Genomic DNA, 15,656 nt, shown 5'->3' with positions numbered 1-15,656 from the left:
TTGCGCTGATCGAGCCCTTTTGACGCACAATTGAATACCCTGTGCACAGTCGTGACCAGGTTCAGTTGAGGGGACAGCGAGATGGCGGCGGAGCTCGGACACGTCACAGTGATCTTCGCCGGGCAGAGCGAATCCTGGGCCAAGTGGATCGAGCACCAGATCCGGGCCGCCGGGCGGGCCACGACGCTGGTGCGCTGGAATCCGCTGCGGCGCCCGGCCACCGCCGAGGCGCTGAACGACCTGCTGAGTGCCCCGGGCCGGATCCTGCTCGTCATCGACGACTGGCACGAACAACTGGACCGCGACCGCTTCGACGCCTGGGCCGGCGTGCTCAGGCGACTGCTGACGGAGCACGGGGACCGCGTCGCCGCCGTCAGCGTCACCGCCCGGCCGATGCCCTCCGCCGCCATCGCCCTCGCCCCCGTCGAACTGCGCGGCCTCACTCCCGAGGTGGCCCGCGGCCGCGTCCTGGACCTCGCGGGCATCGCGGGCCCCGTCGCCCCGGACCTCAGCCGCGGCCCGCGTTTCCCGGACGACCCGCCGGCGGTGTGGGGCGGCGTACCGCGGCGCAACCACCGCTTCGTCGGTCGCTCCGAACTGCTGGAGCAGGTGTACGGAGCGTTCTCGGCGACCGGTCGGGACGGTGCCGCCGTGGCGTTGCGCGGGCCCAGCGGGAACGGCAAGACGCAGCTCGCGATGGAGTACGTCCACCGGTACGCGGGCGAGTACGACATCGTCTGGTGGATCAGCGCCGCCCAGCGCGTCACCGCGCGTCAGCAGTTCGCCGAGCTCGCCCCGGCCATGGGTGTTCCGGGCACCGGCGACCTGTCGGCCACCATCAAGGCGGTACAGCGTGAGCTCGACGGCACCGCCCGCCCCTGGCTGCTCGTCCTGGACGGGGCCGACGAGCCCGAGCGGCTCAGCGGGCTCGTCCCCGACGGACGTGGACACGTCCTCGTCACCACCCACCGAGGTGAGTGGTCGGCCCACGCCGAGGTCATCGACGTGCCGGCCTTCGCCCGCCGGGAGAGTGTCGCGTTCGCCCGGCGGCGCGCCGCGCGGCTCACCGACCATGAGGCGGAGCGGCTCGCCCAGGCGGTGGAGGACATGCCCCTGCTGCTCGACCAGACGGCCGCTTGGCTCCAGCTCAACCCGGGCGTCCCCGTCAACGACTACATACGCGACATCCGGGACGGCAAGCCGGACCGCTTCGGCGTCATGGCCTCCGGCCATCACCCGAAGTACGAGATCGCCTGGTCCAAGCTGATCAACACACTGCGGGAGAGCCACGAACCCGCCTGGCAGCTGCTCAACCTGCTGGTCTGCTTCGCCCACGACGTGGTCCCGGTACGCCTGCTGCAGACGGCCCGGCTCGCCGACCTGCCGCCCGAGCTGGCCGAACTGATCGCAGAGCCCAGCAGCTGGAACACCGCGCTGCGCAGACTCTCCGAGGTCACCTCCATGCGCATCGAGTACGAGCAGGGCCCCCGCATGGACACGCAGACCGTGGGCACGGTTCGTATGCACCGCCTGTTCCACCGGTTCGTGCGGTCCGTGCAGTCGCCTGCCGACGCCACCCGCTACTCCGCCGCGGCGCGCAGGGTGCTGGTCTCCGCCGACCCGCGCGACTCGGCCTCTGCCGGCAACTGGGCCCGGTACTCCGTGATCATCCCGCACCTGGAACCATCCGGTGCCCTGAAGTCCTCCGACCGGGATGTCCGGGACCTCGTGCTGAACTGCGTCGAGTACCTGCGGATGCGCGGCGAGTACCACGACGGCTGGGCCCTGAGCCGCCTCGCGGTGGACAACTGGCGGCCCGCATTCGGCGACACCGACCGGTCGGTCCTCGTCGCCGTCCACCAGCTCGGCAACATGCTGCGCAGACTCGGCCGGTACACCGAGGCGGAGCAGGTCGGCCAAGAGAACCTGCGGCGGCTGAACGACGCCGCCGGGGTCCGCCCCATCGAAGTGATCCGCGCCAAAGACGGTCTCGGCGGCACACTGATGGCGCTCGGCCGCTACACGGAGGCCCGGACCCTGTTCGAGGAGGCCGCCGAGAGCGCCGCGCGGGAACTCGGCGGAGAGAACGTACCGCGCACCCTCAGCATCCGGAGCAACCTCGCCGTCGCCATCGGCTTACAGGGCCACTACTCCGAGGCGCTCGCCCTGCACCGCAGCGTCTTCGAGGCCCGGGTCCAGCTCCTCGGCGGCAAGGACGTCGCCACGCTCAACTCGGCGCTGCGCAGCGCCTGGATGCTGCGGCTGCTCGGCCGTTACCGCGAGGCGATGACGATCCAGGGCCACAACTCCCGCGTCCACAGCCAGGTCCTCGACCGCAACCACAGCCAGACCCTGCAGGCCGAGCACAACCTCGCGCTGTGCGCCCGCCGGGACGGTGACCTCCAGTTCGCGTACGCGATGATGCGGGAGGTACGGGAGAAGCTGCTGCGCCGACGCGGCGCTTCGCACCCCGAAACGCTCATGGTCTCCTGCGACTACGCGATGCTGCTGCGGCACATGGAGCGCGCGGCCGAGGCCAGGGCGCTCGCCGAGCTCACCGCCGGGCAGTACGCGGCCCTGCTGGGCGAACAGCACCCCTACTGCGTCGGAGCCCGGGACAACGTGGCCACCGTCATGCGGGACATGGGGGACCGGCGTGCCGCTCTGGAGCTGTCCCTGACCACTGTCCGGGAGATGGAGCAGGCCGTCGGACGGGATCATCCATGGGCCATCGGCTGCGCCAAGAACGGGGTGGCCGCCCTCGCCGCCCACGGGGAGACGGACGCCGCGGCTGCTCTTGGCCGGGACGCCGCCGAACGCTCCGCGCGCGTGCTGGGCGACGATCACATCCTGACGATCAGCCTGCGCGCCGGTCTCGCTCTCGACCTGGCCGGCCTGGGCCACCGCGCCGAGGCGGAGAAACTGCACCACGACGTCGCCGCCCGGCTCACGGTCCTGCTCGGCCCGGATCACCCGCACACGCAGTACATCCTGGAACGTCACCGCCCCTACTGGGATTTCGAACCGCAGCCGATCTGACACTCCGCACGGCGAAGGGCCCGGCCCCGGGGACATGTCCCCGGGGCCGGGCCCTGCTACGAGCCGGTGTTCAGTGGCTCAGGCGTCGAACACCTCACGCACCAGCTGCTCCTGCTCGGCCTGGTGCCGCTTCGCGGAACCGACCGCGGGGGACGAGCTGTGCGGACGCGAGATGCGGCGCAGGCGCTCGCCGTGCGGGACGTCCGCGCCGACCGCCAGGTCCAGGTGGTCGATCAGGTTGAGCGCGATGAACGGCCAGGCACCCTGGTTCGCCGGCTCCTCCTGGGCCCACAGGTACTTCTCGGCGTTCGGGTACTTCTTGATCTCCGCCTGGAGCTCGGCACCCGGCAGCGGGTACAGGCGCTCGATGCGGATGATCGCCGTGTCCGTGACACCGCGCTTCTGACGCTCGGCCTCCAGGTCGTAGTAGACCTTGCCGGCGCAGAAGACGACCTTCTTGACCACGGCCGGGTCGACCGAGGCGTCACCGATGACCGGCTGGAACTGGCCCGTCGTGAACTCCTCCGCCTTGGCCGCCGCCGCCTTCAGGCGCAGCATCGACTTCGGCGTGAAGACCACCAGCGGCTTGTGGTGCGGGTTGTGCACCTGCCACCGCAGGAGGTGGAAGTAGTTCGACGGCGACGTCGGCATGGCGACCGTCATGTTGTTCTGGGCGCACATCTGGAGGAAGCGCTCCGGGCGGGCCGAGGAGTGGTCCGGGCCCTGGCCCTCGTAGCCGTGCGGCAGGAGCAGGACGACGCCGGACGTCTGGGCCCACTTCTGCTCGGCCGAGGAGATGAACTCGTCCACGACCGTCTGCGCGCCGTTGACGAAGTCGCCGAACTGCGCCTCCCACATCACGAGCGCCTCGGGGCGGGCCAGCGAGTAGCCGTACTCGAAGCCCATCGCCGCGTACTCGGAGAGGAGCGAGTTGTAGACGTTGAGCCGCGCCTGGTCCTCGGAGAGGTACTGCAGCGGCGTGTACTCGTCGCCCGTGCTGCGGTCGATGATGACCGCGTGGCGCTGGCCGAACGTACCGCGCTGCGAGTCCTGGCCGGCCAGGCGGACCGGGACGCCCTCCAGGAGGAGGGAGCCGACCGCGAGGGTCTCGCCCATACCCCAGTCGATCGTGCCGTCCTCGACCATCGCCGCCCGGCGCTGGAGCTGGGGCAGCAGGCGCGGGTGGACGGTGATGTGGTCGGGGATGTTGACCTGGGACTCGGCGATCCGCTTGACGACCTCCGTGGTCACCGCGGTGTTCACGGCGACCGGGAACTCGGCCTGCGGGTCGGAGGTCTCCACGATCGTCGGCTGCGAGGTGGCCTCGCGGACCTCCGTGAAGACCTTCTCCAGCTGGCCCTGGTAGTCCTGCAGCGCCTGCTCGGCCTCTTCCAGGGTGATGTCGCCGCGACCGATGAGGGACTCGGTGTAGAGCTTGCGCACCGAGCGCTTCTTGTCGATCAGGTCGTACATCAGCGGCTGGGTGAAGGCCGGGTTGTCCGACTCGTTGTGACCGCGGCGGCGGTAGCAGATGAGGTCGATCACCACGTCCTTGTTGAACGCCTGACGGAACTCGAAGGCCAGACGGGCAACGCGGACGACCGCCTCGGGGTCGTCGCCGTTCACGTGGAAGATCGGGGCCTCGATCATCCTCGCCACGTCCGTCGCGTACATCGACGAGCGCGAGGACTCGGGGGCCGCGGTGAAGCCGACCTGGTTGTTGATGACGATGTGGACCGTGCCGCCGGTGCGGTAGCCGCGCAGCTGCGACATGTTCAGGGTCTCGGCCACCACGCCCTGGCCCGCGAAGGCCGCGTCGCCGTGGATCGCCACCGGCAGGACCGTGAAGTCCGTGCCGCCCTTGCCGATGATGTCCTGCTTGGCGCGCGAGACGCCCTCCAGGACGGGGTCGACGGCTTCGAGGTGCGACGGGTTCGCGACCAGGGAGACCTTGATCTGCTCGCCGTCGAGGCCCGTGAAGGTGCCCTCGGCGCCCAGGTGGTACTTCACGTCGCCGGAGCCGTGCATCGACTTCGGGTCGAGGTTGCCCTCGAACTCGCGGAAGATCTGCGCGTACGACTTGCCGACGATGTTGGCGAGGACGTTCAGGCGGCCGCGGTGGGCCATGCCGATGACGACCTCGTCCAGGCGGGACTCCGCCGCCGAGTCGAGCACCGCGTCCAGCAGCGGGATGACGGACTCGCCGCCCTCCAGGCTGAAGCGCTTCTGGCCGACGTACTTGGTCTGCAGGAAGGTCTCGAACGCTTCCGCGGCGTTCAGGCGGCGCAGGATGCGCAGCTGCTCCTCGCGCTCCGGCTTGGAGTGCGGGCGCTCGACGCGGTCCTGGATCCACTTGCGCTGCTTCGGGTCCTGGATGTGCATGAACTCGATGCCGGTGGTGCGGCAGTACGAGTCGCGCAGGACGCCGAGGATGTCGCGCAGCTTCATCATCGACTTGCCGGCGAAGCCGCCGACGGCGAACTCGCGCTCCAGGTCCCAGAGCGTGAGGCCGTGCTCGGTGATGTCCAGGTCGGGGTGCTTGCGCTGCTGGTACTCCAGCGGGTCGGTGTCGGCCATGACGTGGCCGCGGACCCGGTAGGAGTGGATCAGCTCGAAGACGCGGGCGGCCTTCGTGACGTCGTCGTCGTGGCTGGCGTCGATGTCCTTGAGCCAGCGGACCGGCTCGTAGGGGATGCGCAGCGCCTCGAAGATCTCGTCGTAGAAGTTGTTCTCGCCGAGCAGGAGGTTCGCGACCTGGCGGAGGAACTCGCCGGAGGCGGCGCCCTGGATCACCCGGTGGTCGTAGGTCGACGTGAGCGTCATGACCTTCGAGATGCCGAGCTTGTTCAGGGTGTCCTGGGAGGTGCCCTGGAACTCCGCGGGGTAGTCCATGGAGCCCACGCCCATGATCACGGACTGGCCGGGCATCAGACGCGGCACGGAGTGCACGGTGCCGAGGCCGCCGGGGTTGGTCAGGGAGACCGTGACCCCGGAGAAGTCGTCCATCGTCAGCTTGCCGTCGCGGGCGCGGCGGACGATGTCCTCGTAGGCCTGCCAGAACTCGAAGAAGTTCAGCGTCTCGGCCTTCTTGATCGCCGCGACGACCAGCTGGCGGTCGCCGTTCGGCTTGACCAGGTCGATGGCGAGACCGAGGTTGACGTGCTCCGGCTTGACCAGGGTCGGCTTGCCGTCCACCTTCGCGAACGAGTGGTTCATCGCCGGCATCGCCTTGATGGCCTGGACCATCGCGTAGCCGATGAGGTGCGTGAAGGAGATCTTCCCGCCACGCGCCCGCTTGAGGTGGTTGTTGATGACGATGCGGTTGTCGAACAGCAGCTTCACCGGGACCGCGCGCACGGACGTGGCCGTGGGCAGCTCCAGGGAGGCGTCCATGTTCTTCGCGACCGCGGCGGCGGGGCCGCGCAGCACGACCTGCTCGGGGCCCGAGGGGGCCTCACCGGCGGGCTCGGCCTTCGGCTTCGCGGCAGCCGGCTTGGCGGCCGGGGCGGCCTTCGCCGGAGCCGCAGCCTGAGCCGGGGCCTGGGCGGGAGCCTGAGCCGGCGCCTGCGCGGCGGGCTTCGCCTGGGCGGGAGCCGGCGCGGCGGCCGCGGGCTTCGGGGCCGCGGGGGCGGGGGCCGGGGCGGCCTGGGCCGTCGGCTGAGCGGTGGTGGTCCCCGCGGCCCCCGCGGCCGCGGTACCCGCCGGAGCCGAGGCGGCAGCCGCCCCCGGCTTGTAGTCGGCGAAGAAGTCCCACCAGGCTCGGTCTACCGAATTCGGGTCCTGGAGGTACTGCTGATAGATCTCGTCGACGAGCCACTCGTTGGCACCGAACGACGCGGCAGGGTTCTTCCCCGCTTGGTCGGTGTCGGTCGAGATGCTCGAGTTACTGGGGGACTGTGGCGACACGGCGGCAACCGCCCTCTTCCGCTTCACAAGATGATGGACAGCGGGAATCAAGGCTACGCCCCCAGGACCGGGTAGGTCAGGTCGGGCCCGTTCAACGTCGTGCAAGTCACATCTTGAAGTGTGTTTCGGGGCTTGAAATGGCGGGAAACAAACGTGGTTCCGCTTAAAGAGGGAAGGGCGGGGCAGGGCCTCATGCGCCGACGGCGCGGGCCTTTGCCTGATCACACGTGTCCGTCTGTGCGGACGCCCGTGGATCTTGTGGCTCCACTTCGAACTTTACGTCAACTTGGCACAGATGGAAGTCCCGGAAGAGTGACAAGAATCCGGCAACCCCGCTCGGATTCGGCCACTCCGATCCGCCCGCCGTGCAGATCAACCGCCCAGCGCGCGATGGCCAGCCCGAGACCCGTGCCGCCGTCGCTCCCCGGCCCCTGCGGCCGCTTGACGTTGCCGCGGTTGAACCGCTCGAAGACGCGGTGCCACTCGGACTTCGGAATGCCGGGGCCCTCGTCCAGGACCTCCAGCTCCAGCGACTCCGGCAGCGGGCCGCGCCGCGCCTTGACCGTCACCCGGCCGTGCGGCGGGCTGTGCTTGACCGCGTTGTCGATGAGATTCGCCACGACCTGGTGGATGCGCTCCGGGTCGGCGTGCGCGGTCAATTCCGGCGGGTGGACGTCGAGGTGCAGATGGACGTCCGTACGGGTGTGACTGCCCGAACCGGTGGCGATGCCCGCGCGCACGGAGGCGACCATGTTGGCCTCCTTCAGCACGCCGGACAGATACGGCCACACCTCGAACCGACGCTGTTTCAGCGGTACGACGCCGTTGTCCAGCCGGGACAGGTCCAGCAGCGTCTCCACCAGCCGGCCGAGCCGCTCGGTCTGCTTCAGCGCCGTGCGCATCGTCTCCGGGTCGGCCTGCGTGACGCCGTCGACGATGTTCTCCAGCACCGCGCGCAGTCCCGCGATGGGCGTGCGCAGCTCGTGCGAGACATTGGCCACGAGTTCCTTGCGCTGGCTGTCCTGCGCCTCCAGCTCGTCGGCCATGGCGTTGATCGTCACAGCCAGGTCGCCGAGCTCGTCGCGGCGGTTCTCCCGCGTCCGGCGGGTGTAGTCGCCCTGCGAGATGGAACGGGCCACGGCCGTCATCTCGTCCAGCGGCGCGGTGAGCGAATGGGCCACGAACTGCGTAATGAGCAGTGTGGCGATCATCGAGAAGACCGTGATGAAGCGCAGCTCCGTCTTCGTGTGCACCGCGATCACCGACAGGCCCGTGGTGATCAGTACCGAGATGACGACCAGCGCGCCCAGCTTGGTCTTGATCGAGAACGGGCTCACCCCGCCCCAGGGCTCCGGCTCCCGGGGGTTTCTCCGTGCGGCCGGCCCGCCGCTCATGGCGTGGGGGTCTCCAGGGCGTAGCCCACACCGTGCACGGTGCGGATCCGCTCGGCGCCGATCTTCCGGCGCAGCGCCTTGATGTGGCTGTCGACGGTCCGGGTGCCGGAGGCGTCCGCCCAGTCCCAGACCTCGGCGAGCAGCTGCTCGCGGGAGAGCACCGCGCGCGGGGTGTTCGCCAGGCATACCAGCAGGTCGAACTCGGTCGGCGTGAGGTGAACATCCTCACTCCGCACGCGGACCCGGCGCTGCGCGTGGTCGATCTCCAGCTCGCCGAGGCGCAGGATGCCGCTGCGCGGCGTCGCGGCGGCCAGCGCGGCCCGCTCCACCCGGCGCAGCAGCACGTGCACCCGCGCCGCCAACTCCCGCATCGAGAACGGCTTCGTCATGTAGTCGTCGGCACCGACGCCCAGCCCGACCAGCATGTCGGTCTCGTCGTCGCGCGCGGTGAGCATCAGCACCGGCACCGGCCGGGCGGCCTGCACGCGCCGGCAGACCTCCAGACCGTCGAAGCCGGGCAGCATGATGTCGAGGATCAGCAGGTCGGGCTGCCAGGCCTCGGCCGTGTCGACGGCGGCCGGACCGTCACCCGCTGTTTGCACGAGGAATCCCTCGGCTCGCAGGCGGGTCGCGATGGCGTCCACGATCGTGGCGTCGTCCTCGACGACGAGAACCCGGCGCTGTGCGCCCGGAGTAGCCGTCGCCGAACCGTTGTGGGAGGTGTGTGTCTGCTCCATCGCCCGCCCCTGGGGTGTGCTTTCCGGAATCAGTGGGGTGATTCCTCGGTCTGCGCATGGTTGCGATTGACGCTTGAATGATCGGCGTCAGAGGAGCAGCGTACGGGGAGTCAGCACACCTTTGCTATCCAGGGCTGATGCCGAGGTGCACGACGTCCGGAACGCCCCGGGCAACCGGGATCTCTTCGGTACGCACCTGCTGGAACCCGACATTCCGCAGGGTTTCTTCGAATTCCGGAGAGGGCTGGGCGGACCAGACGGCGAGCACCCCGCCGGGCCTCAACACCCGTACACAGCTTGCCAGTCCGGCCTCGCCGTAGAGAATTTCGTTGCCCTCCGTGACGGTCCAGCCGGGTCCGTTGTCGATGTCGAGGCACAGGGCGTCATACGTGGCGGATGTCTCATTGACGTAGGCCACGAGATCGGCTTCGACGATGTGCGTACGAGGGTCGGCGAGGGCCTCGGCGGAGAATACGGAGAGCGGGCCGTCGCGATGCCATTCGGCAATCGCCCGCTCGCGTTCCACGACCGTGATCCCTCCCCAGCGCGGGTCCGCCGCCGCGTGCGCGAGGGAGAAGCCGACGCCGAGTCCGCCGATCAGCACCTCCGGGCGGTCCCTGCCGGCCAGGGCGTCCAGGGCCGCGTCGACCAGCCGCCGCTCCGAGCGGCCGTCGGAGGTGTCCATCAGGAAACAGCCGTTCGCGATGATCTCCAGCCGGTCGCCGTGCCGTCGCAGCACGACCTCGCCGTGCGGACCCTCGCGACGGTCCAGCACGAGGGGGATGTCGTTCGAGGTGGGCATCCGGGCATCCTGGCAGGTGAGGGGTGTCCGGCGCCAAGCATTACGGAGTGGCCGCAAGGGGACGCCGTGCGCCGCTGTCGGGTTGCTGTGAATCGGGTCTCGCGTGACGCCCGTCACAGACAGAGGATGGAGGTGCGCGAAGGGTGGGACATGACGGAAGGAGCGCCCGCCGTGGAACGCACCGCGCCGGCCGACCAGACGGCCACGCCGACGCCTGCGGGCGCGCCCGTCTCCGACGTGCCGGCGCTCTTGGACGGGGTGCCGCGGCAGCGGGCCGGCGGCCGGGTGCCGTGCGGGACCGCGGGTCCGGATGTACGCGAGCCCGACGCGGTGGAGAAGCCCCGGCTTCGGACGCCGCGGGTCTGGCGGCTGCTCCCCACTCCCACGGGGACGCCGTTCACCTTCTCTTACGGCATCGTCCTCTGTCTGACCTCGCTGTTCTCCGCGTACGCGGACCCCGCTCCGGTGCACGCCCTGCTCCAGGGCTCCAGTACGGATGTGGCGCACCTGGTGCGGACACCGGAGCTGGTGCTGGTCGGCAGTGCGCTGTGGCTCGCGGGCGGGGTCGCCTCGCCGTTCGCGATCGGGTTCGTGCTCGTGCTGACCGCGCTGGAACGGCGGATCGGCGGCCTGCGCACGGCCGGTGTCTTCCTGCTCGGGCACGTCCTCGCGACCCTGGCGACCGAGGTCCCGGTGGGGCTCGCGGTGCTGGCCGGGCAGCTCCCCGCGAGTTCGCTGCACCGCCTCGACTACGGCGTCAGCTTCGGCGTCGCCGCCGGCACCGGCGCCCTGGCCGGACTGCTGCCGCTCTGGCTGCGCGTGCCGCTGCTGGCCGGCTTCGGCGGAATGCTGCTCCAGGACCTGCTCGCCCTCACCGACCCGTTGACGAACTGGGGGCATCTGATCGCCCTGGCCATCGGTATCGCGACCTGGCCGGTGCTGCGGCGGTGGCGCGGGGGGCGAGCCCACTCCGGGCTGAAGGCAGGGCCGTTCAGGTCCGTGGTTCGTGCTTCGCGCTGGTGAGCGGGGCCACCACCTCCCAGCCCAGCGCCTCGTGCAGCCCTCGCCCCGCCGGCGTACCGGCGAGGACACCGGTGTGTGCCCCGTGTCGTACGGCGGCGCTCCGCAGCGTCCGTATGACGAGGCTGCCGAGTCCCTTGCGACGATGCTCCGCGGGGCCGTCTCGATCTGGTCGGCGACGGCGGTGGCGCCCGTCGGGGCGATCTGTCCGCGCGCCGCCAGGAGCCGTCCGGCGCGGCCACCATCACACGTGTCACCCCGCCGCGCGACCAGCTGCGCAGCCGGTAGCCGTCGGGCACGTGCCGTGTGACGCGCCCCTTCGACCCCACGTCGATCGTGCGGCCCCACGGCTCCGTCACGGGCGGAGCAGCCCCGCGCGACACGACCCGCGACTCCACGACCTTGATCGCCCCTCGCGTCACGGTCGATCGCTCACAGCGAACGGCGGGTGGGGAACATCCGGCGGCTCCCGCGCATTGAGTCGGCATAGCTCAACTTGACTGCCGAAGGGGAGATCATGGCTTCGACGTCCACACCGCTCACCCTGCCCGTGCTGCCGCTCGACGACGAGGTCGTCCTGCCCGGGATGGTGGTCCCGCTGGACCTGAGCGACTCCGAGGTCCGTGCCGCGGTGGAGGCCGCCCAGGCCGCTGCTCGGACAACACCCGGGAAGCCCCGGGTACTCCTGGTGCCGCGCATCGACGGCACGTACGCCAGCACCGGTGTCCTCGGCACCGTCGAGCAGGTGGGCCGGCTGGCCGACGGCGACCCGGGCGCGCTGATCCGCGGCCGGGGCCGGGTGAGGATCGGTGCGGGGACCACGGGTCCCGGCGCGGCCCTCTGGGTCGAGGGCACCCGCGTCGACGAATCCGTCCCGGAGCCGCTGCCCGGCCAGGTCACCGACCTGGTCAAGGAGTACAAGGCCCTCGCCACCGCCTGGCTGCGCAAGCGCGGCGCCTGGCAGGTCGTCGACCGGGTGCAGGCCATCGACGACGTCTCGGCGCTCGCCGACAACTCCGGCTACTCGCCGTTCCTGACCACCGACCAGAAGGTCGAGCTGCTGGAGACCGCCGATCCGGTGGCCCGGCTGGGGCTCGCCACCCAGCAGCTGCGCGACCACCTCGCCGAGCAGGACGTGGCCGAGTCCATCGCCAAGGACGTCCAGGAAGGCGTCGACAAGCAGCAGCGCGAGTTCCTGCTGCGGCGCCAGCTCGAAGCGGTCCGCAAGGAGCTGCGCGAGCTGAACGGCGAGCAGGAGGGCGAGGAGTCCGACGACTACCGCTCCCGGGTGGAGGCCGCCGACCTGCCCGAGAAGGTCCGGGAGGCCGCGCTCAAGGAGGTCGACAAGCTGGAGCGGTCCTCCGACCAGTCGCCCGAGGGCTCCTGGATCCGCACCTGGCTCGACACGGTCCTGGAGATGCCGTGGAACGAGCGCACCGAGGACGCCTACGACATCCAGGGCGCGCAGGCCGTCCTCGACGCCGAGCACTCCGGCCTCCAGGACGTGAAGGAGCGGATCACCGAGTACCTGGCGGTGCGCAAGCGGCGTACCGAACGGGGGCTGGGCGTGGTCGGCGGGCGGCGCGGCGGTGCCGTGCTCGCGCTCGTGGGGCCGCCCGGCGTCGGCAAGACCAGCCTGGGCGAGTCCGTCGCCCACGCGATGGGGCGCAAGTTCGTGCGCGTCGCCCTCGGCGGTGTGCGCGACGAGGCCGAGATCCGCGGTCACCGCCGTACGTACGTCGGTGCCCTGCCCGGCCGGGTCGTCCGTGCCATCAAGGAGGCCGGGTCGATGAACCCGGTCGTGCTGCTCGACGAGATCGACAAGGTGGGCTCGGACTTCCGGGGCGACCCGGCCGCGGCCCTGCTCGAAGTGCTCGACCCGGCGCAGAACCACACCTTCCGGGACCACTACCTGGAGGTCGAGCTGGACCTGTCGGACGTGGTCTTCCTCGCGACCGCCAACGTCCTGGAGGCGATCCCGGAGGCGCTGGCCGACCGGATGGAGATCGTCCGGCTGGACGGCTACACGGAGGACGAGAAGGTCGTCATCGCCCGCGACCACCTGCTGCCCCGGCAGCTGGAGCGCGCCGGGCTCGACAAGGAAGAGGTGGCCATCGACGAGGGCGCGCTGCGCAAGCTCGCCGGTGAGTACACGCGCGAGGCGGGCGTGCGCAACCTGGAGCGGTCGATCGCACGGCTGCTGCGCAAGGTCGCGGCCCAGCACGAACTGGGCGAGCGGAAGCTGCCGTTCACCGTCCGGGACGAGGACCTGCGCTCGCTGATCGGACGGCCGCACCACATGCCCGAGTCCGCCCAGGACCCGGCCGAGCGCCGGACGTCCGTGCCGGGCGTGGCGACGGGCCTCGCGGTGACGGGCGCCGGCGGTGACGTGCTGTACGTGGAGGCGTCGCTGGCCGACCCGGAGACGGGCGCGGCCGGGCTGACCCTGACCGGTCAGCTGGGAGACGTGATGAAGGAGTCGGCGCAGATCGCGCTGAGCTTCCTGCGCTCCCGCGGTGCCGAGCTGGAACTGCCGGTGGGTGATCTCAAGGACCGGGGCGTGCACATCCACTTCCCGGCGGGCGCGGTCCCCAAGGACGGCCCCAGCGCCGGCGTCACGATGACCACGGCCCTCGCCTCGCTGCTGTCCGGCCGTCTGGTCCGCACGGACGTGGCGATGACCGGCGAGGTCTCGCTGACCGGCCGGGTCCTGCCGATCGGCGGCGTGAAGCAGAAGCTGCTGGCCGCCCACCGCGCCGGGGTCACCACCGTGATCATCCCCAAGCGCAACGAGCCCGATCTGGACGACGTCCCGGCTCAGGTGCTGGACAAGCTCGACGTCCACACCGTCACCGACGTCCGCCAGGTCCTCGAGCTGGCGCTCGCGCCCGCCACCGCGGACACGGCGCCGGAGGTTCCGGTGGCCGCGTGACGGAGGTCACCGGACAAGGGAAGGCCCGGGTCCCATGAGGGAGGCCCGGGCCTTCACCCTGTGGCGGCCCTGTGGACGCGCACCCCGTGACCTGCGGAATACTTGCCGAACTGCGGCGATGGCCGCAGGTGGCGGAAAATTGCAGGTACCGGGCGACAACCGAGGCAGGGCTCACGTGCACGAGGACGGCAACGACGACGGACACCGGGACGCCTCCCTGGCCGGAACCGGTGTGGATCAGACTGCTTTTCTGGCGCTGGAGCGGGAGCTGACGGTGCTGCTGCGGCGGGCCCGGGCCAACCAGGGGGAGATGGCCCGGGAGGTCCACCCCGACCTGGAGCCGTCCGCGTACGGCCTGCTCGTACGGCTGGACGAGTGCGGCAAGCAGCGGGCCACCGAGCTCGCGGCCTACATCGGCGTCGGCAAGGCCACGATGTCCCGCCAGCTGCGCGCCCTGGAGGACCTGGGCCTGATCGCCCGCGAGCCCGACCCCGCCGACGGCCGCGCCTGGCTGGTCGCCCTCACACAGGAGGGTGAGGACCGGGTCCGCCGGGTGCGCGAGGCCCGCCGCGCCCGCTACGCCGGCCGCCTGGCCGACTGGGACACCCGCGAGGTCACGGAGCTGGCCCGGCTGCTGCACCAGCTCAACCGGGGCATGGAGAGGTAGCACCCGGTGCCGGGGCACTAGAACTCGACGTACACGACCGTCGCGTCGTCGTGCGCCTTGCTCCTGCCCAGGAACGACCTGGCCGAATCCGTTCGCTCCAGCGTCCGTACCCGGTCCACCAGCGTCTGCGGTCCCTCCTTGCGCAGGAGGTGGAAGCAGTCCGTCCAGTCGCCCTCCGCGAACCGCTCCACCCAGCGGGCGGCGCCGTCCGTCAGGGCGGCCAGGGCGCGGACCTCCCGCCGGGGCAGGGTGCCGGTCACCGCCCGCCGGGCCACCGAGGGATCGGCGGCCGCCGTGAAGAAGCCGCCCTCCCTGTTGCGCAGCGTGGAGTCCACCAGCGCGTCCGTGGCCAGAGCCGAGCGGGGGAGAAGGGCCAGCCGGTCGTCCAGCAGGGGCGTCACCACGCCGTCCGGGGACTCCACGAGGAGAGCCGAATCCGACAGGACCAGGTACTCCACCGCCTGGGGGGACCAGCGGGCCGCCACCACCGTGGCCTGAGGAGTGCGGGGGTGAGAAAGGTCACAGGTTGAGGCGTGTGCCTCGGCGGTACGCGCGATGGCGCGCGACAAGACGTCGACCAGGGGGACATCCGGGAGTGAAACGGTCAGTTCGGTCAGGGTGCCGCCGAGGCGCGCGGTGAACCAGGGGACGGAATGCAGACAACCCGTCCCGCCCTTCGGTGGTGTGACCCCGTCCAGGACGACGACCGAACCGCCCTGTCCGCAGGCCGGTAGTCCGACACTGGCGAAGTCCTCGTTGGGGCGGTCCGCGTCTCCCGGTTCCGAGGCGAGTTCCGTACGCATCCAGCCAGTCTGCACGAGCCCTTCACAAGGTCCGCAAGACGCTGGCAATGGTTGCCGGACCGATGCAGCCTTGCAGGTCAGACGCCCCGTTTGGGATGGAATGATTTGTTCCGGGAAGGCGTGGTGGCGAATACTGCCACCGCCCGCGCGCGGCGTCCAACCGGCCTGCCGCACAAGGCGGCTGCAAGGGCCAGCGGAACTTGCCCGCCAACTCCCCTCCGGGGTTCACTCCTTCGGGTGGCGGGTCAGGTGATGCACGTGCGCTGCCCACCGGCGCTGGGAGGGTCGGGGAGTGTACCTGGGGTGCGCGCCAGTTGACGGAGCGTCATCCGGGCCCATGAGTTCACGAGTCAGGA

The 15,656-nt window shown here is 70.7% G+C and carries 9 protein-coding genes and 1 pseudogene; 4 read left to right on the top strand and 6 right to left on the bottom strand.

The genetic code is table 11. The features are described 5' to 3' along the window. Nucleotides 1-81 precede the first annotated feature (81 nt). Nucleotides 82-3,039, top strand: coding sequence for an FxSxx-COOH system tetratricopeptide repeat protein (fxsT, locus tag ACFZDA_RS31895; RefSeq protein ID WP_391088423.1), 2,958 nt, complete (start codon nt 82-84; stop codon nt 3,037-3,039). Between the two features lie 78 nt (nt 3,040-3,117). Here fxsT and ACFZDA_RS31890 read toward each other — a convergent pair whose 3' ends face one another. The 4 genes from ACFZDA_RS31890 to ACFZDA_RS31875 all read right to left on the bottom strand — a co-directional run bounded on the left by ACFZDA_RS31890 (nt 3,118) and on the right by ACFZDA_RS31875 (nt 9,878). Continuing rightward, on the bottom strand, nt 3,118-6,945 hold the full coding sequence (locus tag ACFZDA_RS31890) for a multifunctional oxoglutarate decarboxylase/oxoglutarate dehydrogenase thiamine pyrophosphate-binding subunit/dihydrolipoyllysine-residue succinyltransferase subunit (protein WP_391088420.1): 3,828 nt from the start codon (nt 6,943-6,945) through the stop codon (nt 3,118-3,120). A 281-nt stretch (nt 6,946-7,226) separates the two neighbouring features. Next, nucleotides 7,227-8,339, bottom strand: coding sequence for an ATP-binding protein (locus tag ACFZDA_RS31885; protein WP_391088419.1), 1,113 nt, complete (start codon nt 8,337-8,339; stop codon nt 7,227-7,229). Further along, complete coding sequence (locus ACFZDA_RS31880) at nt 8,336-9,076, bottom strand: response regulator transcription factor (RefSeq protein ID WP_010040369.1); 741 nt, start codon at nt 9,074-9,076, stop codon at nt 8,336-8,338. The genes ACFZDA_RS31885 and ACFZDA_RS31880 overlap by 4 nt, the downstream gene beginning before the upstream one ends. Nucleotides 9,077-9,200: 124 nt before the next feature. After that, nucleotides 9,201-9,878, bottom strand: coding sequence for a spermidine synthase (locus tag ACFZDA_RS31875; protein WP_391088416.1), 678 nt, complete (start codon nt 9,876-9,878; stop codon nt 9,201-9,203). A gap of 171 nt (nt 9,879-10,049) precedes the next feature. On the opposite strand from ACFZDA_RS31875, the gene ACFZDA_RS31870 reads away from it, so the two are divergent. Continuing rightward, on the top strand, nt 10,050-10,901 hold the full coding sequence (locus tag ACFZDA_RS31870; RefSeq protein ID WP_391088415.1) for a rhomboid-like protein: 852 nt from the start codon (nt 10,050-10,052) through the stop codon (nt 10,899-10,901). Here the strand turns inward: ACFZDA_RS31870 and ACFZDA_RS31865 are convergent. Then, a pseudogene (locus ACFZDA_RS31865) lies at nt 10,870-11,320 on the bottom strand (GNAT family N-acetyltransferase). The gene ACFZDA_RS31870 and the pseudogene ACFZDA_RS31865 sit on opposite strands and share 32 nt — an antisense overlap. Nucleotides 11,321-11,415: 95 nt before the next feature. On the opposite strand from ACFZDA_RS31865, the gene lon reads away from it, so the two are divergent. Further along, nucleotides 11,416-13,830: an endopeptidase La gene (gene lon, locus ACFZDA_RS31860; protein ID WP_391088413.1), complete on the top strand. Its 2,415-nt coding sequence runs from the start codon at nt 11,416-11,418 to the stop codon at nt 13,828-13,830. Nucleotides 13,831-14,005: 175 nt separating this feature from the next. Beyond that, nucleotides 14,006-14,497: a MarR family transcriptional regulator gene (locus ACFZDA_RS31855; protein ID WP_391088411.1), complete on the top strand. Its 492-nt coding sequence runs from the start codon at nt 14,006-14,008 to the stop codon at nt 14,495-14,497. 17 nt (nt 14,498-14,514) lie between these two features. Here ACFZDA_RS31855 and ACFZDA_RS31850 read toward each other — a convergent pair whose 3' ends face one another. Further along, complete coding sequence (locus ACFZDA_RS31850) at nt 14,515-15,300, bottom strand: protein phosphatase 2C domain-containing protein (RefSeq protein ID WP_391088409.1); 786 nt, start codon at nt 15,298-15,300, stop codon at nt 14,515-14,517. Between the last annotated feature and the right edge of the window lie 356 nt (nt 15,301-15,656).

It is taken from the genome of Streptomyces sp. NPDC007991, from assembly GCF_042958445.1.
Taxonomy (GTDB): Bacteria; Actinomycetota; Actinomycetes; order Streptomycetales; family Streptomycetaceae; genus Streptomyces.
Note: the sequence above shows the minus strand (reverse complement) of the source record. Positions and strands in the feature narration are given on the sequence as shown.